20 protein-coding genes are annotated in these 23282 nt (G+C 70.1%); 6 read left to right on the forward strand and 14 right to left on the reverse strand.

Features of this window, described 5'->3' with window-relative positions; all coding sequences use genetic code 11:
• Positions 1-84 precede the first annotated feature (84 nt).
• Positions 85-1257, reverse strand: coding sequence for an aminotransferase-like domain-containing protein (locus tag E1161_RS00680; RefSeq protein WP_235874682.1), 1173 nt, complete (start codon positions 1255-1257; stop codon positions 85-87).
• A gap of 268 nt (positions 1258-1525) precedes the next feature.
• Between E1161_RS00680 and E1161_RS00685 the strand changes: the two genes are divergently transcribed.
• The 4 genes from E1161_RS00685 to E1161_RS00700 all read left to right on the forward strand — a co-directional run bounded on the left by E1161_RS00685 (position 1526) and on the right by E1161_RS00700 (position 5491).
• On the forward strand, positions 1526-2848 hold the full coding sequence (locus E1161_RS00685) for an MFS transporter (RefSeq protein WP_235874683.1): 1323 nt from the start codon (positions 1526-1528) through the stop codon (positions 2846-2848).
• Positions 2849-2893: 45 nt separating this feature from the next.
• Entirely contained in the window at positions 2894-3238 is a 345-nt protein-coding gene (locus E1161_RS00690; RefSeq protein ID WP_132618409.1) for a hypothetical protein, read from the forward strand.
• Between the two features lie 352 nt (positions 3239-3590).
• Positions 3591-4844, forward strand: a complete 1254-nt coding sequence (locus tag E1161_RS00695; protein WP_132618411.1) for a cytochrome P450 — start codon at positions 3591-3593, stop codon at positions 4842-4844.
• 182 nt (positions 4845-5026) lie between these two features.
• On the forward strand, positions 5027-5491 hold the full coding sequence (locus E1161_RS00700; RefSeq protein ID WP_132618413.1) for a CAP domain-containing protein: 465 nt from the start codon (positions 5027-5029) through the stop codon (positions 5489-5491).
• 260 nt (positions 5492-5751) lie between these two features.
• Here the strand turns inward: E1161_RS00700 and E1161_RS26955 are convergent, their stop codons facing one another.
• From E1161_RS26955 to E1161_RS00735, 7 genes are all read right to left on the reverse strand, one after another.
• On the reverse strand, positions 5752-5898 hold the full coding sequence (locus tag E1161_RS26955) for a hypothetical protein (protein ID WP_165939642.1): 147 nt from the start codon (positions 5896-5898) through the stop codon (positions 5752-5754).
• 31 nt (positions 5899-5929) lie between these two features.
• Positions 5930-7900, reverse strand: coding sequence for a hypothetical protein (locus tag E1161_RS00710; protein WP_132618415.1), 1971 nt, complete (start codon positions 7898-7900; stop codon positions 5930-5932).
• On the reverse strand, positions 7897-8460 hold the full coding sequence (locus E1161_RS00715) for a hypothetical protein (protein ID WP_132618417.1): 564 nt from the start codon (positions 8458-8460) through the stop codon (positions 7897-7899). Before E1161_RS00715 ends, E1161_RS00710 begins: the two co-directional genes overlap by 4 nt.
• A 12-nt stretch (positions 8461-8472) precedes the next feature.
• Positions 8473-9168, reverse strand: coding sequence for a hypothetical protein (locus E1161_RS00720; protein WP_207920027.1), 696 nt, complete (start codon positions 9166-9168; stop codon positions 8473-8475).
• 727 nt (positions 9169-9895) lie between these two features.
• Complete coding sequence (locus E1161_RS00725; protein ID WP_132618419.1) at positions 9896-11317, reverse strand: LCP family protein; 1422 nt, start codon at positions 11315-11317, stop codon at positions 9896-9898.
• A gap of 254 nt (positions 11318-11571) precedes the next feature.
• The gene (locus tag E1161_RS00730) at positions 11572-12138 is read right to left on the reverse strand and encodes a GNAT family N-acetyltransferase (RefSeq protein ID WP_132618421.1); all 567 of its coding nucleotides are present in this window, start codon (positions 12136-12138) and stop codon (positions 11572-11574) included.
• 240 nt (positions 12139-12378) lie between these two features.
• Positions 12379-13674 (reverse strand): nickel pincer cofactor-dependent isomerase, group 22, encoded by a 1296-nt coding sequence (locus E1161_RS00735; protein WP_132618423.1) that lies wholly within the window; start codon positions 13672-13674, stop codon positions 12379-12381.
• 211 nt (positions 13675-13885) lie between these two features.
• Between E1161_RS00735 and ilvA the strand changes: the two genes are divergently transcribed.
• The gene (gene ilvA / locus E1161_RS00740; RefSeq protein ID WP_132618425.1) at positions 13886-15133 is read left to right on the forward strand and encodes a threonine ammonia-lyase IlvA; all 1248 of its coding nucleotides are present in this window, start codon (positions 13886-13888) and stop codon (positions 15131-15133) included.
• Here the strand turns inward: ilvA and E1161_RS00745 are convergent.
• From E1161_RS00745 to E1161_RS00760, 4 genes are all read right to left on the reverse strand, one after another.
• Entirely contained in the window at positions 15130-16713 is a 1584-nt protein-coding gene (locus tag E1161_RS00745; RefSeq protein ID WP_235874684.1) for an alkaline phosphatase D family protein, read from the reverse strand. The genes ilvA and E1161_RS00745 overlap by 4 nt on opposite strands.
• Positions 16714-16842: 129 nt before the next feature.
• Positions 16843-17364, reverse strand: coding sequence for a lytic polysaccharide monooxygenase auxiliary activity family 9 protein (locus tag E1161_RS00750; RefSeq protein WP_132618427.1), 522 nt, complete (start codon positions 17362-17364; stop codon positions 16843-16845).
• Positions 17365-18008: 644 nt separating this feature from the next.
• The gene (locus E1161_RS00755; RefSeq protein ID WP_132618429.1) at positions 18009-19589 is read right to left on the reverse strand and encodes a phytoene desaturase family protein; all 1581 of its coding nucleotides are present in this window, start codon (positions 19587-19589) and stop codon (positions 18009-18011) included.
• Between the two features lie 80 nt (positions 19590-19669).
• Positions 19670-20971, reverse strand: a complete 1302-nt coding sequence (locus E1161_RS00760) for an MFS transporter (protein WP_132618431.1) — start codon at positions 20969-20971, stop codon at positions 19670-19672.
• Between the two features lie 108 nt (positions 20972-21079).
• On the opposite strand from E1161_RS00760, the gene E1161_RS00765 reads away from it, so the two are divergent.
• Complete coding sequence (locus E1161_RS00765; RefSeq protein ID WP_132618433.1) at positions 21080-21268, forward strand: hypothetical protein; 189 nt, start codon at positions 21080-21082, stop codon at positions 21266-21268.
• Positions 21269-21293: 25 nt separating this feature from the next.
• On the opposite strand, the gene E1161_RS00770 is transcribed toward E1161_RS00765, so the two are convergent.
• Both E1161_RS00770 and E1161_RS00775 read right to left on the reverse strand, forming a co-directional pair.
• Entirely contained in the window at positions 21294-21704 is a 411-nt protein-coding gene (locus E1161_RS00770; protein WP_132618435.1) for a hypothetical protein, read from the reverse strand.
• A gap of 1 nt (position 21705) precedes the next feature.
• Complete coding sequence (locus tag E1161_RS00775) at positions 21706-23202, reverse strand: Nramp family divalent metal transporter (RefSeq protein ID WP_235874685.1); 1497 nt, start codon at positions 23200-23202, stop codon at positions 21706-21708.
• Positions 23203-23282: the final 80 nt, after the last annotated feature.

Genomic DNA, 23282 nt, shown 5'->3' on the forward strand with positions numbered 1-23282 from the left:
TCACAGCTGTGGACCCACGGTAGCCTGCTGCAGCTCCGGGGACGTGCGCAATCCTCCGGATGGACGGCACCCGGGGATGCGCGCTCAGCTCAGGGCCTTGGCCAGTCTGCGCAGTCCCTCGGCGATGGTGTCGGGGGCGAAGGTGGTGAACGACAACCGCATCGTCGCGCGGTCGGGTTCGCTCACCTGGAACGCCGCGCCGGGCACGAACGCCACGTCGTGGCCAAGCGCCTCCTGCAGCACCTCCGCGGTGTCGACCTCGCCGGGAAGCCGCACCCACACGAACATCCCGCCCTCGGGCTCGGTGATCTCGGTGCCCGCCGGGGCGATCTCGCGCAGCCCGGCCAGCATCGCGTCCCGCCGCTCCCGGTAGGTCTCGCACAGCACGCGCACCCGTGCGTCGAGGTCGGCGGTCGCGAGGTATTCCGCCGCCGCGGCCTGATCGATCGTGGAGGTGTGCAGATCGGCGGCCTGCTTGAGGATCGTGAGCTGCTGCCGCAGCTGCGCGGGCGCGCGCAACCAGCCCACCCGCATGCCCGGTGAGACGATCTTGGAGAAGCTGCCCAGGTAGATCGACCGGTCCGGCACGCGCCCGGACAACGGGCGCAACGGCCGTCCGCTGTAGCGCAGTTCGCCGTAGGGATCGTCCTCGATCAGCCAGAGGTCGTGCCGCGCGGCGATGTCGGCGATCCGGTCGCGCCGCGCCTCGCCGATCGTGCGGCCGGTGGGGTTGGAGAACGTCGGCACCAGGTACAGCAGCGCCGGGCGTTCGTTCGCGGCGATGCGCTCCAGCGCGACGGGATCGATGCCCTCCTCGTCGGAGGGCACGGGCACGATCCGGGCCTGCGCGAGCTGGAAGCACTGCACGGCCGAGAGGTAGACGGGTTCTTCCACCAGCACCACGGCGCCGGGGTCCAGCAGCGCCGAGGCGACCAGGTTCAAGCCCTGCTGGGAGCCGGTGGTGACCAGCAGGTCGTCGCATCCGGTGGGCAGGCCCTTCCGGGTGAGGCGGTCGGCCACGATCTCCCGCAGCGCCGGGTCTCCTTCGGTGGGCGAGTACTGCAGCGCGCGGGCGGCGTCGGGATCGGCGAGCGCTCGCGCGAACGCGGCGCGCAACCCGTCGGTGTCGAACAGCTCCGGGGCGGGAAGCCCGCCGGCGAAGGAGATCACGCTTGGTCGGCGGGTGAGCGCGAGCAGGTCGCGCACCGGTGAACTGGTGACCCCGTCCATACGGGCGGCACGGGCAAGGGAGGACATGAGAGCTCCTGGAACGACAGGCGATGACGAGAAGCGGGGCGTCGGGCCGCAGTGTTGCCGCTGGCGCGCCTCACGGAACGGCTTCGCTGTTCGAGGAGCCACCGGAATCTTAAAGCACCGGATGCGGCCGGTCACCCGAATTTGGCGCGGCTCACCCGACGATGAACACGGATGGAATAGTCGCGTAACGAAGCAATTCGATGTGATCCGGAAACCGCCCCGGTGGTGCGACCATGCGGAAAGGCGAGCGATTCTGGAGGAAGTCCCAGTGCCACCACCCGTCGCGGTCAGGATCGGTATCGGTACCCGCACCAGGATCGGCTATTCGTTCGGCTCGCTGGTCACAGGCTCGTTCTCCACCGTGCCCGGTCTGCTCCTGCTGCCGTACCTGACCGACACCTTGGCCGTACCCAGCGCGATCGCCGGCGCGATCGTGCTGCTGCCGAAGGTGTGGGACGTGGTGTTCAACCCGATCGCCGGGAGGTTGTCGGACGCGAGCCTCGTGCGCCACGGCAGCCGACGACCGTTCCTGCTGTTCGGCGGCCTGGCCGTCGCAGTGCTGTTCGCGGGCATGTTCGCCCACCCGGGCTTCGGTGACACCGCGCTGGACGCCGGTTACGTGATGGTGCTCTACCTGCTGTGCGCCACCGCGTTCGGGCTGTTCCAGGTGCCCTTCAACGCGTTGCCCGCTGAACTGACCGACTCCTACGGCGAGCGCACGCGGCTCACGAGCTGGCGGATGGGATTCCTGGCGGTGGCGGTGCTGCTGGCCGGAGGCGGAGCGCCGGGCATCGCCAACGGCATCGGAGGAGTGGCCGGCTATCGGGTGATGGGCGTGGTGATCGGGCTGGTCATCCTGCTCGGGGCGGTGCTGATGGTCCTGGGCATCCGCGACGCGCCGGTCGGTCGGCGGCGCCCCGGCGCGCAGGGGTGGCGCGACCTGGTGAGCACCATGCGGCGGTGGCGTTCGTTCAAGCGCTTGGTGCTGGTCTTTTCGGTGCAGGCTCTCGGGCTCGGGACGCTGCTGGCAGGGGTCAGCTACGCGTCGCGCTACGTCTTCGGCGATCCGGCGGTGCAGACCTGGCTGTTCGCCGGGTTCGTCCTCCCGGCCCTGGTGACGATGCCGCTGTGGCCGAGGATCGGCGAACGTCAGGGCAAGCTGTGGGGATTCCGCGCTGCCTGCACCACCTTCGGAGTGGCTTGCGCCGGGTTGTGCGCGGCGCTGGTGCTGCCGGTGGGGGTTTCGTTCTTGTTCGTCGCGCTCGCCGGAGTCGGCTACGCGGGCATCCAGGTGTTCCCGCTGGCGATCATGCCGGACCTGATCACCGCCGAGGAGGAGCGAACCGGCGAGACCCGGGCAGGCGTGGCAGCCGGGGTGTGGACCGGCGCGGAGACCTTGGGCATGGCCCTCGGTCCAGGTCTTTTCGGTCTGGTGCTGGGAATCGGCGGATACGTGTCCAGTGTGGACGGCCTGGTTCCGCAGTCGGGCAGTGCGGTGACCGCGATCGCGCTCGGCTTCTCGCTGCTGCCGGGCGCGCTGGTGCTGCTCGGATTGCCGCTGCTGCGGCGCGACGTGCTGGAGGGACGATGAGGCCCGCCGAAGAAGTCCTCGCCGAGCTGCGCGCGCTTCGCACCGATGAACTCGACGAGGCAATCGACGCGCTCCGGCGGTCCGCTGGCCGCGGCATGGGCCGTTCTGCAGCACGTCGGTGACGACGGGTACCTCGCGCTCGCGAAGGCGTCGCTCGGCGCGGTCGAGAAGATGGTCGATGAGGACATCGCGGCGTTCCTCGTCCACCTCGACCCGGACTCGCTCTCGCAGAAAGAGTTCGGCGAACTGCTCGCCGCAGCGGGCATGGGCGGTGGAGCGGGGCTGCCCGAGCGCATGGCAGAGATCAACGCGATGCACGCGATCGCACGCCCGGAAGCTGCGGGAGCGCCTCCTGCGGAATCCCTCGGCCTGCTCTACCGGCCGTCCTGACGCTCGAAGTGGGCGCGGAGGAGGCGTTCGATGATCAGGTCGTAGGTATCGCGCGCCAGGCGTCACTGCCCGAGCCGGTCGTGATCGTGATCGACACCGCGGATGTCGCGGTGCTCGAGCAGCACTCCGGCACGACGCAACGCCTCGGCGTAGCGCAGCCCCTCGGCGTTGAGCAGGGCGAGCTCGGTGGTGATCAGCAGCCCCGGGGCGTGATGAGGGGATGGCTGAGCACGGGCATGGCGATCACGGTAGGCATCGGTCCTCCGCGAGGGGAGTGGTCACCACGGCCTCGCCGGATCTCGCGGTGTTGTCGGTCGCGCGATCACCTGGGTAACGTCGAGCTGGGGGAACGATGTCCGGGGGGACGCACGTGAACATCGACGACGCCGGTCTGACGCTCGCCGACCCGACCGCCTACGCCGACGACCAGCGACTGCACGCCGCGCTGAGCGCGCTGCGGCGCGAAGATCCGGTGCACCTGGTCGATCCGCTGCCCGAGTTCAACCCGTTCTGGGCCGTGACCAGGCATGCCGACGTGATCGAGGTCGAGCGGCAGCACGAGACGTTCATCAACGAGCCACGACCGATCCTGGTGAGCGCGGCGCAGGACCGCTACACCGCCGAGCACGGCAGGATGCTGCGCACCCTGGTCCACATCGACGATCCCGAGCACAAGGCGATGCGGTCGGTCGTGGCCGACTGGTTCCGGCCCCGCGCGCTGCGTGAGATCGAGGTGGACGTCCGGCGCCTGGCCAAGCGGTCCGTGGACAAGATGGCCGAACTGGGCGGTGAGTGCGACTTCGCGCAGGAAGTCGCAGTCGACTACCCCCTCTACGTGATCCTCTCGCTGCTGGGTCTGCCGGAGACGGACTTCCCGCGGATCCTGCAGCTGACTCAGGAGCTGTTCGGCAGCGACGACGCCGAGCTGCGGCGCGGCCGGTCACCGGAGGAGCTGCTGCAGGTCCTGCTGGACTTCTTCGACTACTTCAACCGGATCACCGCCGACCGGCGCGCCAACCCGACCGGCGACCTGGCTTCGACGATCGCCAACGCGCGCATCGACGGAGAGCACCTCTCGGATGCCGACGTGGCCTCGCAGTACGTCATCATCGCCACTGCGGGACACGACACCACCAGCTCCACGATCGCCGGAGGCTTGCAGGCGCTGATGACCTATCCGGGCGAAATGGACCGGCTGCGACGGTTTCCGGGGCTGATCCCCTCCGCGGTCGAGGAGATGATCCGCTGGGTCACGCCGGTCAAGGAATTCATGCGCACCGCGACGACCGACTACGAGCTGGGTGGCAAGCGCATCGAGGCGGGTGAGTCGCTGCTGCTGTGCTATCCCTCGGCGAACCGTGACGAGGCGGTGTTCGACGACCCGTTCCGGTTCGACGTCGGGCGTGATCCGAACCGACACCTGTCGTTCGGCTTCGGCGCTCACGTCTGCCTCGGCGCGACCCTGGCCCGGATGGAGGCGCGTGCGTTGTTCGCCGAACTGGTGCCTCGCTTGCAGTGGGTGGAGCCGGCGGGGGAACCGGAGTGGAGCGACACCACGTTCGTCGGCGGGCTCAAGCACCTGCCGCTGCGCTACAGCATCACGTGAGTCCGCGCAGGGTGGCGGGTGTGGCGCGTGTGGCCGGATACTGTCGTCGGGACGCGTTGCGGCGGACCCCGCACCGTGCTGCCCGAGGCGATCACGCGCAGTAGCGAAATGGTGTGAAGTGTCGGCACAGCAAGGTTTTTGATCTGAATGCGGTCCCGGGAACTGCCGTAGTTTTCGGGGTCATGACCCCGAAGACAACGCTGTCCGTAGTTGCAGCGGCCCTGTTGATCGGTGCTGGGATGAGCACCGCAGCGGTGTCCATGGCGTCCGATCCCACGCCACCGGCGCAGGACGAGGTCGTGGCACTGGTCAACAAAGCCCGGACCGCGGCGGGGTGCGCCCCGCTCACCGTCGACGGCCGGCTGACCAAGGCCGCCACCGAGCACAGCGCCGACATGGCCCGCCGCGGCTACTTCAACCACACCACGCCCGAAGGCATCACCTTCAGCGAGCGGGTGCGGGCGGCCGGCCACCCCGCGCCCGGTGCCGAGAACATCGCCCGCGGCCACACCAGCGCGGCCCAGGTCGTCGACGGCTGGTTGAAATCCCGCAGCCATCGCAAGAACATCATGAACTGCTCGCTGCGCACCATCGGCGTCGGCGTCGAGTACGACGGCAACTACTGGACCCAGGACTTCGGCCGCTAGCGGCTGTTCGACAACGGGTCAGCTCGGCTCCTGCGATGCCAGGACGATGTCGAAGGTGGTTCGGGGTCCACGGCCTACCGCTGAAGTCCCGGCCGCCGGGTGACTCAGCCGTGGGCGGCTGCCGCTCGAAGCGCTTGATCAACGAGTTCTCGACTCCGAAGACCGCGTCGTGGTCCAGCAGGTCGTCGCATTCGACGAAGATGTGGGTCACCAGCGTGCGCAGGCCCGGCGAACTGAGTGCGGGCTCGGCAGCTGCAGGTTCAGCTCGGTGGCCGCCAGCGGAGCGCGTCGAGGGTCTTGCACGACAGCCCGACCTGCTCCCACAACGCCAGGCGCTCCGAGGCGGGCAGCTCCGTCGTGGAGAACGCGCGAGCCCTGCCGACCGCAGTGACCTCACCCGTGGCCACGGCACTCCAGCAGCAGAACCGGGCGAGTCGATCAGAGTTCGTGGGGCCTCGGGCGGTTTCCCGTGATCACCCCGACGATCACGTACCTGTCGGTCCCGGCGTGCGGTGGCCGGTGCTTGGCCAGCCAGACGCATTCGTCGACGCGCGGTGCGCCGTGCGGGTGCGGGGTCAGGTCCAGCACCAGCAGCTGCCCGAACGGCACGCTCGTGCCGCCGTACTCCGCGGCTTGCGGCACGTGCTCGGCCTCGATGCGGCCGCGCGAGGAGTCGCGGAGCTCACGCTTGATCTCGGTGACGTAGCGCAGCGATCCGAACGTGGTGGTCACGTCCGCCCGGCCCATCGCCAGGTCGGTGGCCTCCACCGCCACCAGGCCGCCGAGCTGCCCGGTCGCCAGCCATTGGTGGTAGTCGCGCTGCAGGTCGGACTCCCGCGGGCGCCGTTCGCCCTTGCGCAGCGGGCGCCGGTAGTCGGTCTCACCGCCGCCCCAGGTCGTCGACGTCAGGTCCGCGCGGCTGAACAGGAACCGCAGCGTCTGCTCCAGCAGCATCCCGAACGTGGCCCGGACCCGGCCGGTGAACTCCGGTGAGTCGGCGAGCTGACCCAGCAGCCCCTCCAGCAGCGGGTCGAGCACGGGGTGCGCGGTGCGGGAGCGAGCGATCTCGCTGCTGTGCACCACTCCGTCCAGCAGCCGCAGGTCGTCGTCGCACAGGCCCGAGGTCAGCCCGGTCGCGTGGCGTTCCCCGAGCACGCGCACCAGCGCGGGTGCGAGCCGGTGGGCGCGGGAGGTCGCGGCATGGCCGTCCTCGTCCTCATCCACGTCCGGCGGTGTTCGGGCGGCCTGCGGCAGGTCCGGCCGGCGATCGGCCCCGGTGCTCTCGATGCGGTCCAGCAGCAGCTGCGCCGTGCGCGGTGGCAGCGGCGGGTTCTCGGTGGCCGCAGTCTCCACGACGGTGCGGCGCAGCGCCGCGAGCCGGCTCTGGCTGCGCACGATCGCGTTCTCGATGGTCGGCTCGATCACCACAGCCAAGCCGGGTGCGGTGTGCGCCCCCGGAAGCGGTTGCAGCGACCGGACCTGGGTGTACGCGTCCAGCACTGCGCCGAGGGCCTCCCAGACGTCCATCCAGATCGTCTCGGCCAGCCGCGCCGCCGCCGCGCGCAACAGCAGCACGAGGCGACGCCACGCGGGCTCGGCGGCGTGCCGAGGCCGCAACCACCGCGGTTGGTGAGTGCCGCGCAACCAGGCCGAACGCTGGTCCAGGGCGGTGGTGAGCCGATCCGCGGCGTCGGCCAGCCGGTCCTGGTCCTGGGCCGCGAACGCCAGGATCGCGTCGCACGCGGCCGCGTAGGCGCGGGCGTCGTGGCGCGCCTGCTCCGCGGCGTCGACCGTGGCGAACCGCGACCGGGCGGCGGTCAGCGATTCGAGCACAGCGGGCATCTCGGTCGCGGTCAACGCCCTCCGCAGGTCGTCGCAGGCCAGCTCGAAGGCCGCGTCGATCGAGGCCGCCTCGTCGTGGCGCAGCCGGTCCAGGGCTTCGCGCAGCGGCGTGGTGATCGCGGGTTCGCCGACCCACCGGTCCATGGCCGCACCCAGCAGCCGGGGCAGCGTCTCGGTGAACTCCTCCGGCGTCGTTGGTGCGAAACCGGTGAGCCTGCCCAGCACCGTGAACGGCGGGACGGCATCGGCGATCGCCAACCGGACGGCCCCCTCCAGCCTGCTCGCCGCGATCAACGGATCGCGCTCGATGACCGGGCCGAGATCGTGCAGCAGCGCGTCGTGCAGCCGAACGCCGTGCGCCCGGACCACGTCCGGTCCGGCGAGCAACTCGTCGATGGTCGAGGCCAGCGCCAGCAGGCTGCGCTGCGCCGGAAGACCGTCGATGAACTCCGCGAGCGTGCCGCGCCAACCGGGCGCACCTCGGCCCGCGGCGGCCGTCAAAGCCCTGGCCAGGACCGGAGCCTGCGGTCCGGCCGCCACCGCACCCGGTGGTCGCCGCGGGGTCACCGGCGCTGGTCCGGCGCAGGGGTGCCGGTGGGGTTGTCGCCGCTCCGCGGCCGGGGCGGCGCGGTGAGCTCTGCGACCAACTCGGCCAGGGCGACCTCGGCACCGCGCAACCTCGCCAGCGCCGTGGTCTCGGCCGCCTCGCTGGAGGCCAGCCGCAGCCGCGCGGCGATCTCCGGTTCCGCGGCTTCCGACGCCGTGGCCGACAGGTCGCTGGTGCAGATCGCGCACCGGTGGTTCTCGCGCTCCTCGCGACGCCGCCGCTCGGAGATCGGGGTGTCGCAGCGGGGGCACGAGTGCGGCTCCAAGCCGTGGAAGAGCACCCGCGCGACGTCCCTCTCCGTGCTGTCGTTGAGCGAGCGCTCGTCGGCCTGCCTGCGGTTGCGGGCCGACCGGTGCAGCTGGTCGAGCCGGCCCCACTTGCGTTTGGCCTCGGTGATCCGGCGTCGCAGGTCCGGGGTCGGCGAGTTGCCGCCGGATGCGAGCAGGCGGGCCACGGCTCGAGCGGGCATCCCGGTGATCGTCGCGAGTCGTTCGTGCATCGGCGAAGGTCGGGTGCTCATCGTCAAAACCCCCTACGCGGCTTGCAGTTCCGCGCGAAGCCGTGCGAGCCGGTCGCGAACCCGCTCGGTGATGGTGGCGATGGGTGTGCCGCGCCGCGTGCTCGCGTACTCGGCCTGCAGGTACTGGCGGTTGCGGAGTTCGTTGCCGCCGCGCCCGTCGGCGAGGTCGAGCACCAGCGTCACGCGGTCCACGTAGTAGCGGAAGGCGGGTGCTCGAGCGATGATCGTGCGGGCGACTCGCCTGCCTCGCTCCAGCAGGTAGTAGTCGTGCCGCCTGGTGTGCCCGACCCGGCCGCGGCGGCGGCGCACGATCAGGCCGGCGCTGCGCAGCACCGCCAGCGCGTCGTCGAGCGGTTCGTAGGCGCCGAAGTGGTGGCGCAGCATCGGGTATCGTCGCACTTCCGGTTCTTCGGAATCGAGGATCCGGCCCGCCAACTCGAGCAGGTGCCCGTCCGCGGTTCGCTCGTACTCGTTGAGCAGTTCGTCGGCGAGGAAATCAGGGCTGCGAAGCCAGAAATCGAGCTTCTGCAACCTCGTCTGCCCGGTCACCACCCCGACGGCCTCGGCCAGCGCCGGGTCCGGGACCGGGAAGGGCAGCGGTTCGGAGGCACCGTCGATCAGCAGCAGCAACCGCACCGCATCCTGTTCCCGGCTCGTCACGGGCGAGTCAAACGTCTCGTCTGGCTGGTCACCCTCAACGTTGCGCACGTTCACCGAGCGTGCGGTCAGATGGAGTGGTTGAGCTGTACTGCACGCCAATGGGAAGTGTCGTCTTCGGAACCAGTCGGTGCTCCGGATTCGTGACGTGCGAAGACGCAACCCGATTGGATCAATTCCCAGGCTTGTCGCCATCCGATCGGCGCAACGTCGCAACGTTGTGAGCACGACCCGTGCGTGCACGCTATCGGGACCCGATGACCGGCGCAAGCGTTTCTTGACACCGCGAACGCGGTGGTTGTGGATGTTCTCGAGGGGCGGCAAGGGCGCGACGGTGACCACGGCAGGGTGGAGAGCGCGTACTCGCCGACCTGACCGGACACCGAGCGCGAGGCGGTGCTGCACTGCAAAGCGGCGCAGTGGCACGGAATCACCTGGTGCTCGAGGACTTCCGGCCGCACGACCTGCCCACTCCCTCCGGTGCGACGATCCGCGCCCGGGTCGGCGGGTCGGGCCGCCGGTGCTGCTGCACGGGTGGCCGCAGACCTCGGCGATGTGGCACCGCGTCGCTCCGGGGCTGGGCCGCACCCGCACGGTCGGCCTGGCCGACCCGCCCGGTCACGGCGACAGCAAAGCCGCCCCGGACGCCGACGTCACCTCGTTCGGCTCGCGGTGCGGCGGAGCCGGGCACCGCAGGTGTCGGGCCGCCCGCTGGACTGCGGGCACCACCTCGCGGAGGAGGCGCCGAGGAGACCCCTCGGCGAGCTCACCCGACTCCTCAGTTCACGCAAGGAATTCCCGCCGCGCTGATCGGCGCCCGCTCCGGTTCCTGCTGATGGGCGGTCCCGTCCAGCGTCATCGCGCCACCGGGGGAGAAGCGCGGGGCAGCGGGCCCGTCGTAGTCCGAGCCGATGATCACCTGGACGCGGCCGGAGGACAACGACGAATCGGCCTCCGTCGGCATCCCACCCAGCATCGAGGCCACCTCCTGAGCGGCGGCTTCCGAGCCCGAGCCGTAGCGGATCACCGAGGAGTCGCGCTTGTCGGTGTTGCCGATCGTGTCGACGTGGAGGCCCTGGGCGTTGAGCCGGTCTTGAACCCTCGAGGCCAGGCCGGACGTGCGGGTCCCGTTGAGCACGTCGACCCGCGCCGACACGGGCTCCTGGGAGGCCGAGGTCGGCGGCGGCCCCGGAGTCGGCGAGCTCGGTGCTCCCGGTGGCAAGGTCGCCGCGCGGACGGCCGCCTTGACATCGCGCGGATTGATCTTGAGGGCTTCGCCGTCGGGCGTGTCGTAAGCGGCGTCCTCGATCGGGATCGTGTCGAACTCGATGGCACCACCGGCCAGCCCGCGCAGCCGCTCGGCGAACGAGAGCACGTCGGAGTCGTCACCCAGGTCGAGCACGACCGAGTCCTGCACCGAGTGGATCAAGTCCCGCAGCTTGCTCGGGTTGGCCAGCACGCCGCCGGACAGAGCGGTGTGCGTGAGTCCGGCGAGGAACGCCTGCTGCCGCACCACGCGGTCGAGGTCTCCGCGTGGCAGGCCATGTCGCTGCCGCACGAACGCCAGGGCCGCCGGGCCCGCGATGGTCTGCTGGCCGGCTTGGAAGTCCGCACCGGAGTAGGAGTCGCGAGTGGCCGAGTTCAGGCACACCGGAACGCCGCCGACCGATTCGGTGATCTCGGCGAAGCCCAGCAGGTTGACCTCGGCGTAGTGGTCGATGGAGGAGCCGGTGAGGTTCTCCACGGTCTGCAGCAGCAGCCTCCGGCCAGCCTCGTTGCCGGCGCGGTCCAGCGCCGCCGGGTCGGTCATGCCGCGCTCCTGCTGGAGCGCGATCTCGGCTTCCTTCCCGCGCCCGTACGCCGAGTTGATCTTGTGGTCCCCCTGCCCTGGGATCGACACGTAGGAGTCCCGGGGGAAGGAGAAGCCGACCGCCCTGGTCCCGTCGTTGGGGATGTGCAGCATGATGACCGTGTCGGTCAGCGACGCGTCGTTGGAACCCGCGTGCAGCTCTCGCAGCACGTCGGCGGGCAGCGGTTTGCCGTGTGCGTCGGTGCGGCTGTCCATGCCCACCAGCAGGATGTCGATGGCACCGTCCGCGCCGCCCCCGCCGTCGGCGACATCGCTGGTGGCCAGGCCGTTGAGCAGGTGGCGGTAGTTGCTCCAGCCGTAGCCGGTGACCAGCAGGATCACCAGCGACATGATCGTGGCGACGGCCCGAGGACCGATCGACTTGCGGCGCCGACGCGGAGGGAGCGGTCTGGCCGGCTGCCGCCTCCTGGGGCGCCGGGGCGGGACCGGATTCCTGTCGTGTGGCCTTGGCAAGGTTCCTCCGTCGGGTGCGCCCCTCTCGGCGCTCGAGCGACAACACCAGGATTACATCTTGAAACCGCCGACCGGGCCTGTTGTGATCACTCGATCGCGGCCGATTTCGCCACGGACGGTGATCTTTTCGGTCAGTCTTCGGTTCCTCCGGCGCCCGGGACGTCGGGCAGATCGCTCTGCCTGACCCGGTAGACCTGCAGCGAGGTGTCGTAGTACTTCCTGGTCTCGCCCGCCCATTCCATGCCGATGCGCTGAGCTGTGGCGATCGCGCGCGTGTTGTCCGGTCGGGCCAGAGCGAAGATCTCGTCGATGTCGAAGGTGAACGCCCAGTGCAGCAGGGCGATCGCGGCCTCGGTGGCGTAACCGTGCCCCCACTCGTCGGGGCGCAGCTGCCAGGTCAGTTCGACGTCGTGGTCGTAGGGCGGCAGCATGCGCAGCACGAGTCCGCCCACGACCTGGGAGTCCTCGCGGCGGTGCATCGCGAAGCGGCCCGTCGGCGGTACGAGGTTGGGCTGCGACTCGATCCACGAGTGCACCACGGCGCGCATCGCGGCCAGGTCGGCGACGTTGGAGATCACCGGGGTCAGCCACTCGGTGACCTCGGGGCGGCCGTAGAGGTCCAGCGCGGCCTGCACGTCGGCGTCGTCGGCGGTCCAGTCCCGGACCACGAGCCGTTCGGTGGTCAGCGGAAGTTGCATCGTCCGCCCTCGCCTTCCGCGCACCGGCGGAATCGCCGGATCGGGTGCTGTGGGAGCCGCCTCGAATTCTATCCGCCCAGCGCACACCCCATCACTTGTTACTAACACCTATCGCTTCAGTTTCGATCGAAACCAATGCCCGACCCAACGAGGAGAACCCGCTCGGACGCGCAGTGACCGGATCGGAGGTGGCGAGTTCCAACCTCCGCTGACATCCGGTCATCGGCCGGGTGAGAGGGGTCAGTGCGCGGGTGGGAGCTTCGGCAGGCGGCCGGTCGCGTCGAACTGCCAGGGGAGCGGCTCGCCGAGAGCGGCCATGTCCGGGTGTTCGGCGACTTCCCGGGCGTAGGCCTCGGAGACCTCGACGCGCGGCATCGACAGGGTGTTGCGGATGCGCACAACCTTCGCGGGTCGCTCCTGCGGGCCACGCGTGAGGTGCAGGGCGGCCACGATCGCGTCCCGGTCGCTGGCCAGCGCCATCGGGATCCGCGCGCCGTCCGGAACGCCCGATGTCAGCGAGTTGGTGTAGAACGAGCCGAACTCGATCTGGTCCACGCACCCCTGCGTGGTCAGGTCCGCCAGTCCCAGCCCGCACGCGTTGCCGTTGGTGTGCTCGGTCAGGCCGAGCACCACGATCCGCTTGATCGGCGTCGCGTGGAACTTGTCGGCGTTGACAGGTGCGCGGCCGGTGATGTTGGGGTCCATGCCCGCGCCGCTGATGTCCTTGCCGATCTCGTCCACCACGAGCACGTCGATGTCGGACATCAGCAGCTTCGGCATCTGCGACTTCGCCTCCGCCAGCAGCTCCGCCTCGCGAGCCAGCATCCGGTCGGTCGCGACCAGCTCCAGCCGGGCGATGTCCTCGTAGGCGTTCTCCACGACCGCCACGCCGAACTCGAACGGCACCACGCCCAGTGCCGCCGAGGCGGCCTCCGGGATCAAGGTGTCGAACTTCTCGAAGCCGTGCCGGTGCAGCGTCGCCGCGCCCCGGTGCTTGCCGAGGCCGATCGCGATCATCTTCGCCAGACCGCTCTCGTGCGTGCCCCGGAAGTCGGTGTGCGGCTTGACCCTGCCCAGCACCACGACGCTGTCGGCCTGCGCCGCTTCGGCGTCGAAGTGCACCGGCGTGCCGTCGGCGAGCCTGGTGATCACGACCGTTTCCATCGACGAGATCACCGGCGCCCCGATGGTCTCCTCGGTGACCCCGTACTCGGCCAGCACCTGCCGCTGCCCCTCCGCGGTGCCGCCGCCGTGACTGCCCATCGCCGGCACCACGAACGGCTTGGCCCCGTGCTCGGCGAGCGCACCGACCAGGGCGATCACGATGCGGTCCAGCTGCGCGATGCCCCGGCTCCCCACCGTCACAGCGATGCGCTTACCGCTGACCGGGTGCGTGCGGGCGTGCTCCGCGACCTGCGCGCGGATCACGCCTTCGAGGTCTTCGACCGACTCGGCGGCGTAGCGCTGCTCGATGGGGAGCATCCTGGGCAGCTCGACATCGGCACCGGCCAACCGGACCTTCTCTACGTTGAACATCTCTGCGAGTCCTTCTCAGCGCTGCGACCAGGGGTTCTCCCACCTTGGCAGCTCGAACGACCGGGATCACCCCCGTCTCGGCGGTGTCCGGAGCCGTGATCGCCACGGCGCGTCCCGGGGCCGTTCCTCGGCTTCCACCTGGCGGCAGGAGCCCCTGAGAGCTGAGCCACCCGGCGACCGTCTGGTTCACCAGCGGCTTTAGTATCACCAGGTGTCCGTTGAGCTCACTCCCGCAGCGATCTTCCGGGCCGGCACCCGCCTGCGACAGGTGGTCCGGCGCACGCCGCTGGAAACCAGCGGCCGCCTCAGCGCGGAGCTCGGCGTACCGGTCCACCTCAAGCGCGAGGACCTGCAGGTCTGCCGGTCCTACAAGGTGCGCGGTGCGTTCAACCTGATCTCCGGCCTCAACGCCGAGGAACGCGAGCGCGCCGTGGTGTGCGCCAGCGCGGGCAACCACGCGCAGGGCTTGGCGTTCGCCTGCCGCGAGCTGCAGATCAAGGGTCGCGTGTACCTGCCGGCGAACACCCCTCGGCAGAAGCGCAAGCGGATCGCCACCATCGGCGGTGAGTGGATCGAGCCGGTGATCGTCGGTTCTTCGTTCGACGAGGCCAGCGCCGCGTCCAAGGCCGACGCCGAGCGCACCGGCGCGGTGTACGTGCACCCCTTCGACGATCCGCGCACCATCGCCGGTCAGGGCACCGTGGGCCTGGAGATCGCCGAGCAGCACGACGGTCCCATCGACACCGTGATCGTTCCGGTGGGCGGGGGTGGACTGCTGGCCGGCATCGTGCTGTGGCTCAAGGAGCACTTCCCGGAGATCCGCGTGGTCGGTGCCGAGCCCGCCGGTGCGGCGAGCATGCGGGCTGCCTTCGACGAGGGCGCGCCGGTCAAGCTTCCCGCGGTGGACACCTTCGTCGACGGCGCGGCCGTCGGCCGGGTCGGCGACCTCGGGTACGAGGTGGCGCGCGAGCTGGTCGACGAGCTGGTGGCCGTGCCCGAAGGCGCGGTGTGCACTGAGATGATCGAGCTGTACCAGACCGAGGGAATCATCGCCGAGCCCGCGGGTGCGCTGGCCAGCGCCGCATCGCGGATGCTCGAGCGGGCGCCGCGCGGCCCGGTGGTGTGCGTGGTCTCCGGCGGCAACAACGACCTGAGCCGCTACGGCGAAATCGTCGAGCGTTCCCTGCTGCACGAGGGCCTGCGGCACTACTTCCTGGTCACCTTCTCGCAGGAGCCGGGGGCGCTGCGGCACTTCCTCGACGACGTGCTCGTCGAGGGCCAGGACATCGTCGCCTTCGAGTACGTCAAGAAGAACAACCGGGAGACCGGTCCGGCTCTGGTGGGCATCGAGCTCGACAACGCCGACGACCTCGACGACCTGCTGACGCGGATGAAGGGATCACCGCTGCAGATCGAGCAGGTCTCCCCGGGCTCGCCGCTGTTCTCGTTCCTGGTCTAGGTCAGCCGGCGGACGCAGGTTCGCGCGAGGGCGTCGTCGCCGGTGGCTTCCCAGAGGGTCACCTGCGCGCGAGTGCCGTGGTAGTCGAGCTGGGCGATGGCGTTGCCGAAGAACGGCCCGTCGGTCCGGCGCCATTTCAGCGGCAGCGGTGGGACCCCGGCGCGTTGCGACATCGTCCGCAGCAGGCGGGCCGCGGTGTGCGACCAGGCGGCCTGCAGCGGCCCGCGCAGCGGTTTCGGGACCTTGTTGTGCAGCGGTGAGCAGGTCAGCTGGGTGATGCGGGAGTTCAGCGCGCGTGGGTAGTCGGCCTCGGCGAAGTAGCTGTGGTGGACGTCGCCGGAGATCACGCTGATCGTCGCGGGCGCGTCGGCGAGCGCGGCGCGGTCGCGGATGAGTTCGGCGAGGCGGTCGAAGGACGCGCGGAACGCCGCCCAGTGCTCCAGATCGCCTGCCTGGCGGACCTTCTCGGCGAGTCTGGCGTGCTCGCCGGTGCAGGCGCGTTCGTTCCACGACTGCAGGTGGTGCACGGCGGGCGGCAGCAGCCACGGCAACGACGAGGCCAGCACCAGGTGCTGGCGGTCGGCGGCGGCGATGTCGCGCAACCAGGCGAAGTCGCCGTCGGAGAGCATGGCGCGTTCGCTGGTCTCCAGGATCCGGCCGCAGCGCGTGTCGAGCACGACCAGCCGCACGCCGCCGAGGTCGCGGTAGTAGCTCCAGCGCATTCCCTTCTCACCCTGGTCCTCGCGGTCGGCGCGGGCGGCCATCTCGCGCACCACCGGCAGCGCGTCGCCGTGGCGACCGACCTCGCGGACCTCGCGGAAGACCGGGTCGGCGGCGAGGTCGTCGGGGTCGAGGTTGCCGATGTGCTGGTAGATCCAGTAGGCGACGAGCCCGCCGAGGAGGCGTTCGCGCCACCAAGGTCGGCCGGAGATCGCGGTTCGCCAGCTTCGCGAGGTGTTCCAGTCGTCGCGCACGTCGTGGTCGTCGAAGATCATCATGCTCGGCAGGGTCGACAGCAGCCAGCGGACCGGAGGGTCCTGCCAGGCGTGCCGGTAGAGGTGGGCGTACTCCTCGAAGGTCGCGACCTCGCCGACGGGCGGTCGCCGGGAATCGCGCAGCTCCGCCATTTCGCGGCGCACGGACGGCGTGGGCTGGTCGGCGTAGACCTGGTCGCCGAGCAGCATGATCACGTCAGGTCGCTCGTCCTCCGGGATTGCGGCGATGCGGGCGGCGGTTGCGGTCAGCGCGTCGGGCCCGTGGCGGTCGCGGCCTGCGGCGGGCCGGTCGAAGTGGCAGGAGCCGAACAGGGCGGTGAGCCGGTCGGTCCCGGTGACGGGGCGGATCACGCTGGGAGTGGCGTCGGGTGGGGGCCAGACCAGGTGATCGTCGAGACGCACCTGGTAGGGCGTCGGGCCGGTGACGTGGGTGGTGAGCAGCGCGTAGTGGTGGCCGCCGACCTGGAAGGTGTGCTCGGCGGCGTCGAGCACCTCGACGGTGCAGGGCCCGTCGGTCTCCACCCAGACGGTGGCGCGGCTCTGGTCCACGTAGCGCAGCAGGGGGCCCAGCACCAACTCGGTCACCGGTCCTGGATACACCACGTGGGAGGCCGGGGAAACTCGGCCGCGCGGTGTCCACTGTGGCCTTGACATGAGGAGGCGGGCCCGGTGTGGAGGGGTCGCGGGCCCGCCTCCTCGTCCTTGCGGTGGTGCTTACTTGATCGCGCCGACGTTGACGTCGATGCAGGCGTAGAAGGCGTTGGCGGTGTCGGCGACGTTCCACACCGCGAGCACCTTCTGCGGGCCGCTGAACCCGGACAGGTCGACGTTGTGCGACAGCTGCTGCGGCGGCTGCTGGCCACCCTGGTCGAACGAGCCGACGAGCTTGTCGCCGATGTAGTACTCCCAGGTGGAGGTCTTGTGCGCGGCGGTCAGCTTCCAGCTGAAGGTCGCCTGGGTGCCGATCGGGGTGGCGGTCCAGCCCTTGGAGTCGTCGTCGAGCTCGGCGAAGCTCTCGTTGCCGCCGCTGCAGCTCTTGAGGCCCTTCGGGCCCTCGACGCTCTGCGGCTCCCAGGTGATGGAACCGCACTGCACGGTGCCGGCGGCGCACTGGGCCTGGCGGCTCGGCGGTGCGTCGACGTAGCCGTGGGCGCTCGCGGTACCGGCTGGGATCGCGATCAGGAACGGTGCGACGGCGGCACCGACCATGGCTGCGGAAATCTTGCGATTGGGCATTGTCAGCTCCTTCGGGGGAAGTAGCGACAGGGTGAATCGATTCCGAACAGCGGAACCCATCGGCTGTGATCCGTTGTTCACAATGCCTGTCGCGGAGAGGAGTTAGTGGTCTGGACCATAAATCGAGGCTTGCGCACTGGTCAAGGACGAATCGGCTACGCGTCAGCCTCGGAGGGGCCATTCGGGCTCCTGACCTGCGCTGACGGATTGAATTACCGATTGGTCCGGATTTTCCCATTCCGATTGCCACTTTTTCCGAGGATTGGGGGGTGGCAAGGGGATTCGCCAGTATGACGCAACGCCATGGGCCGATCGGCTATCTGTCGAGAACTGATCATCCGCACGCGACGATCATTGTTCCATTCTCCGAATTCCCACTCCATCCCGCGATCGGTCACCCCCGGAAATGTCGTGGTCGCGTGTTTTCCACGAATGCGCGACCGCGCCGGCGTCCGCGGAGAACGGGCTCCTCGTCGAGCGGAGAGGTGAGGGGGTCGGACACGTCGTGAACCGCTGGATCGGCTGCGGGAGGACCGGCAGTTGTTGCCCGAGCCGTCCGTGATCAATTCTCGATCCGTCCGGTCGGCTCGGAGCAGGAGTGCCCTGGCTCCGTCAGGAGTTCGAGTGGCGGGGAGGGGTCCGGTTCAGCGGGTGCGCTTGAGGAGGGCGTTGGCGGCCGCGTAGCCGGACCCGCCGCCCATGCCGGGACCCGGGTGGGTGGAGGCTCCGATGTGCCAGAGGCCGGGGATGGGCGTGGCGTGGTTGCCCGCCGCGGGAAGCGGTCGCCACAGGTAGTTCTGGTCGAGCTCGGTGCTGCCGCCGTAGGGGTCGCCCTCGGCGGCGCTGGGGTTGTGCGCCGTGAGCTCCGGCGGGCTGATGATGTCGACCGCGCACACCAGGTCGTGGAGGCCGGGAGCGTGGGCGTTGAGCCGGTCGAGCACCCGGCGCGCGTATCCCTCGGCCAGCTCGCGGGTCCAGCCTTGGCTGGTGTCGAGCTCCCCGGCGGAGTCTCCGAGCGGGTGGAACGGCAGTTCCTGCAGCTGCAACCACAGCGATGCCGCGCCCCGAGGAACGCGGGTCTCGTCGAGCAGGTACTGGCTGCCCACCACGACCGTGGGGCGGCGCGGCAGGAGTCCCGCTTCGGCTTCGGCGCAGGCGATGCCGGTGCTCGACGAGCCGTCGGTGAGGTGCACGATCGGGAACGCCGACAGCCGCTCGTCGCGCCACTTCAGCGGGGCGGACAGGGCGACGTGGATCTGCATCGCCGCTCGCCCGTACCGGAACTTCTCGGCCTGCCGCACCAACTGGGGTTCGGCGGCGCTGGGTGGCAGCAGTCGGCCGTAGAGCGCGGAGGGCGCGACCGAGGCCATCACGCCGCGCCGCGCGCGCAGCACCCGGCCGCCCGCGACGACGCCGATCGCGCGGCCGTCCTCGACGAGGATGCGCTCGACCTCGGCGCCCGTCTGGACCTGCACGCCCAGCGAATCCAGCAGCTTGGAGAACGCGGTTACGAAGTTGCCGGCGCCACCCTCCACGACGGGCAGGCCCGCGCCGTGCAGCCCGGCGGCGAGCAGGCCCGTCATCAGCCCGCCGGAGGCGTGGTCCGGTCCCAACCCGGCGTGCAGCAGCCAGGGCGTGAAGAGGTGGTCGACCTCGCGGCCTCGGAACTCGCGCCGGTACAGGGCTCGGCCGCTGGAGGCGAGTTGTCGCAACCAGCCCTCCGCGCCGCGCACGCCACCGATGTTGATCAGTTTGGCGCCCTGCCACAGCATCGACCAGGACCGCAGCTCGCCGCCGAGCAGCCGGTTGATGGCGGCGATGTTCGCGCCGATCCTCTCCAGCATGGACAGGTAGGCGTCCCGGTCGGCGTCGTGCTCGAAGGCTTCGACGGTCTTGGCCGGGTCGCGGTGGCTCATCGTCACCCGCTCGTCGTCGGCGACGCTGGCCGCGGCCCAGGAGTCGGTGTTGCGGTAGACCAGCCCGTGCTCGTGCAGCTGCGGGCCGAGGGAGGCGTAGGCCGGGCCCGCCAGGAACAGCGGGTGCCACGACGAGTAGGTGTCGTGGACGTAGCCGGGGACCGTGCGCTGCTCGGATGTGATGAACCCACCGAGCCGGTCGTTGCGCTCCAGCACCAGCACCGAGCGGCTCGCCCGTGCCAGTTCGGCCGCGGCGACCAGGCCGTTGACGCCGGCTCCGACGACGATCACATCGATCTCGGCGCTCATCAAGCCGACCTTCCCGGGGCTCGCGAGCCCATGATCACCACATCGATCGGAAAGATCTTCGCATTTGAAACCTACACCGATCAAGGCTTGGCGGTGGGAAGGGTCCTCGGGAACCCGGGTCGTTGCCACCGTCCACACAGCACCGCCGAGCCCAGCGACAGCACCGCGGCGAGCGCCAGCGCCACCGGTGCGCCCCACGTCGCCAGCGCCAGCCAGCCGAGTCCGATGCCGACCACGCCGCTGACCGCCTTCGCGCTGTAGACCAGCCCGTGCACCTCGATGCTGCGGTGCTGGCCGAAGCACTCCCTGGCCAGCGCGGCGAACAGCGGGTAGAAGGCTCCGCCGCCGGCTCCGGCGACGGTCGCCCCGGCCACCAGCCATCCGGCGGAGGCCTGCTCGATGCCGATGAGCAGCAGCACCTGGCCCGCGGCCTGCACGGTGACCACCCAGCGCAGCGTTCGGCGACGGCCGAGGCGTGCGGCGATCGCCATCGCCAGCGTCCGGCCCGCGCCGTTGGTGGCCACGAACAGCGCGATCGCCGCGACCGGGGACAGCGGTGCGGCCAGCAGCGCCAGGAAGGCCGCGTCGAACAGCGAGACCGCTGCCGCGCAGAACAGGCTCGCCGCCATCACCGCGAGCACCGGGGTCCGGAGCGCCTCGGCGGCCGAGAACTCCCGCGCGGCGGGCGGGTTCGCCCGCGCCCAGCGGTGGTGGTCGACGTGCGCCGGCCACCAGTGCCGCGGCGGGTCGGCGATGAGCAGGCCGCACGCGGTCACGGACACGAGCAGCGCGGGCGCGAAGGCGGTCAGCCCGGCCTCGACGTGCTCGGGCGCGAGGACGAGGGCGATGACGAACGGGGTGGCGCCGTAGGCGAACGCGCCGGTGACGACGCCGACCCGGGTCGCGGAGTTCTCCGGGAACCACTTCTCGGTGGTGGAGGTGCAGGCGGCGTAGACCAGTCCAGCCCCGATCCCGCCGAGCACCGCGTACCCGGCGGCCACTCCCTGGCCGAGGCTGAGAACGCCTGCGGCGCAGAGGAAGCCGCCGGTGATGAGCATCGCTCGCGGTCCGGTCCGGTCGTGCTGGCGCAGGTGGGCGCTGGGCAGTCCGGCGCCGGCCTGCAGCACCGCCCAGGCTGTCAACGTCCAGCACAGGCCCGCGAGGTCGTGTCCTGCGGCGAGCAGTCCGGGGATGGCCGCGCCGAAGGCGTACTGCATGGTCCCGACCAGCAGCATCGGCAGCCAGCAGGCCCACAGCATCGCCGCGCGGGGCAGGCCGGTGAGCTCGCGCGGTCGCTCGCCGACCCGGTAGCGGCGGCCGTGGTGGTCGCGCGCCTCCAGCTTCGGCGTGTGCAGTCCGATCATCGCCCACTTCTCGGGCATCGGTGTCACCGTCCGCTCGGCTCGGGGTGTTGCTGCTCACAAGGACTTCGCCAACCGGACATTCCGACGGCATACTGTATGCAGGAGATACGGGAGGAGGTGAGCACAATGCGGATCATCGGAAGCATCCTGCGCCGTCTCGAACGCATGCCACGTGGATTCGCGGCGGACGGGCGCATGTTGGGCCTGGCCACGTCCGCCGCGATCGAATCGGCTCGTCAGGACGACCGGCGCGGCGGCGCGCGGCTCGAGCCGAAGCACGTCGACGAGGGGCGACTCGTCAACGCGCACGGCTGATCGTCGGTGGTGGTGACCGGTGCGCTCATCTCCCGGCGCCACCCCGGACCAGCCGCTCCTGCACCCACACGAAACCGATCGCGAACCCCACGCTGATCAGCGCCTGGTAAATCAGGAACGAAACCGGTTGCGGCGGCAGCGAGAAGCTGTCGCCCACCGCGAGCCTGGTGCCCACTTCCTGCACGAGCCGCGCCAGCGGGAACGCGATCAACCAGTACAGCGCGACGGGTGCGAACGCGCCGCCGCGCAGCACCCCGCGCAGCCGCAGCGCGCTGCACCCCGCGCCGAAGGCCGCCAGCGGCACCGCCAGCATCAGCCCGGCCGTGACCGCCCACGCCGGCGGTCCACCGGCGACCAGCGTGAACAAGGCGGTGAACAGCCCGGCGACGGTGCCGATGACCAAGCCTGGGGCGGTGATCCTCGTCGTCTCGGTCATATCAGCTCACGACCACTCCGAAGCGCACCAGGCTGTAGAACAGCATTCCGAGGTAGAACACCGCTCCCGCACCGATGATCAGGTTGCTCCACCACTTCGGGCGGATCGGCTTGGGCAGCATCCTGTTGTTCACCAGCAGCAGCACCACGCAGTAGGCGCCCATCGCGAAGGTGGACAGGAACGCGAGGATGTCCAGGATCGCGCTCGGTCCGTCGGCCGGGCCGAACAGCAGGATCAGGATCCCGAAGATGATCACGCCCCACAGGAACGCGGCGTAGAGGTGCGACATCCGGAAGCGCTTGGCCCCCGGCACGAAGTTGTAGGTCATGTCGGCCTGGCCCCGCGAGAACGAGTCGAACAGCCCGAGCGTCGCGTTGAGCCCGATCAGGGCGATGAACCCGAGGAACACCGTGCCCAGCAGCGGGGAACCCGCCGAGGAGAAGGCGTCCGACATCGCCGACAGCGCGGCTTCCCGCTCACCGCTCTCGATCAGCGACTTCACGTCCGGGTTCTCCCGCGAGGCCGATTGCGCCAGCACCGTGAACGAGATGGTCACCAGCATCGTGACGCCCCAGAACAGCAGAAGGGCGTCGAAGGTGACCCAGCGCCGCCAGCCCTTCCACTTGGCCATCTCGGCCGGGTCGTCGGTGTCGAACATGAACCCGCGCGAGGGCATGACCTCCTCCTCGCCCGCGTGCCTGAGACCGCGGATGCGCGGGATGTGCGCGCCCATGCCGGCGCCGGAATCGCGCAGGTGCAGCGTGTACCACATCTGCTGCATGCCCGATGGACCCGCGAAGGCGATGGCGCCGACCACCACTGGGAACCACTCCGGTGACATCGCCGCCTCCGGGAAGTACCCGAAGTGGAACATGCCCGCGATCGTGCTGGTCAGGTCGTCCAAGTTGCCCACCAGCGATGCGATGACGGCCGTTCCCACCACCAGCAGGCCGATGAGGACCGACAGCACGTTCTCCAGCAGGCTGTAGATCACCTTGGCCATGGTGAAGATGACCCCGACCAGCAGCAGCCCGGCGCATCCGGAGATGTACCAGGGGATTCCGGTGATCTGCTCCAGGGCCGCGGCTCCGGCCGAGAGGTGACCGGGCCAGATGTAGACCGCCATCGCGGTGATGAAGAAGAACCACATGAGCGGTTTCGCCACGCGCGCGGCACCGGAGAAGATGCTCTCCCCGGTGGCCATCGCGTAGCGCGCCATCTCCAGCATGACCACGGCCTGCAGCGTGACCCCGATCAGGAACAGCCACCGGATCTCCGGGCCGAAGACCAGCACCAACCGTGGCCACATGTAGGACTCGCCCATGCCCACACCGAGCGCGACGAGGAACACGGTGGGGCCGAGCAGGTGGATCGACGGCGGTGCGTCGGGAAGCTTGCGGATGGGCATGGGTTCCAGCCCGCCCGCGCTCCAGACCCGACCGCCGGGTTCTAATACCGGTTCTTGATCGTCTCTCCCAGGCGCCTTGTCAGCGTCCACATCGGACCTCCTTGTCCATTGTTTGCTGTGGAGCTTTGCTCGGCGGTGCAGGCGGCGGAACCGGATGCTCAGGTGGGACG

The organism is Saccharopolyspora aridisoli (assembly GCF_004348445.1).
GTDB classification, from domain to species: Bacteria; Actinomycetota; Actinomycetes; order Mycobacteriales; family Pseudonocardiaceae; genus Saccharopolyspora; species Saccharopolyspora aridisoli.

Excerpts from the sequence above, each read along its gene's own strand:
- E1161_RS00680 (WP_235874682.1), bottom strand. The coding sequence starts at position 1,257 with ATGTCCTCCCTTGCCCGTGCCGCCCGTATGGACGGGGTCACCAGTTCA.
- E1161_RS00690 (WP_132618409.1), top strand. The coding sequence starts at position 2,894 with ATGAACTCGACGAGGCAATCGACGCGCTCCGGCGGTCCGCTGGCCGCG.
- E1161_RS00695 (WP_132618411.1), top strand. The coding sequence starts at position 3,591 with ATGTCCGGGGGGACGCACGTGAACATCGACGACGCCGGTCTGACGCTC.
- E1161_RS00700 (WP_132618413.1), top strand. The coding sequence starts at position 5,027 with ATGACCCCGAAGACAACGCTGTCCGTAGTTGCAGCGGCCCTGTTGATC.
- E1161_RS00715 (WP_132618417.1), bottom strand. The coding sequence starts at position 8,460 with ATGAGCACCCGACCTTCGCCGATGCACGAACGACTCGCGACGATCACC.
- E1161_RS00725 (WP_132618419.1), bottom strand. The coding sequence starts at position 11,317 with ATGTCGCTGGTGATCCTGCTGGTCACCGGCTACGGCTGGAGCAACTAC.
- E1161_RS00730 (WP_132618421.1), bottom strand. The coding sequence starts at position 12,138 with ATGCAACTTCCGCTGACCACCGAACGGCTCGTGGTCCGGGACTGGACC.
- E1161_RS00735 (WP_132618423.1), bottom strand. The coding sequence starts at position 13,674 with ATGTTCAACGTAGAGAAGGTCCGGTTGGCCGGTGCCGATGTCGAGCTG.
- E1161_RS00750 (WP_132618427.1), bottom strand. The coding sequence starts at position 17,364 with ATGCCCAATCGCAAGATTTCCGCAGCCATGGTCGGTGCCGCCGTCGCA.
- E1161_RS00755 (WP_132618429.1), bottom strand. The coding sequence starts at position 19,589 with ATGAGCGCCGAGATCGATGTGATCGTCGTCGGAGCCGGCGTCAACGGC.
- E1161_RS00760 (WP_132618431.1), bottom strand. The coding sequence starts at position 20,971 with ATGCCCGAGAAGTGGGCGATGATCGGACTGCACACGCCGAAGCTGGAG.
- E1161_RS00765 (WP_132618433.1), top strand. The coding sequence starts at position 21,080 with ATGCGGATCATCGGAAGCATCCTGCGCCGTCTCGAACGCATGCCACGT.
- E1161_RS00770 (WP_132618435.1), bottom strand. The coding sequence starts at position 21,704 with ATGACCGAGACGACGAGGATCACCGCCCCAGGCTTGGTCATCGGCACC.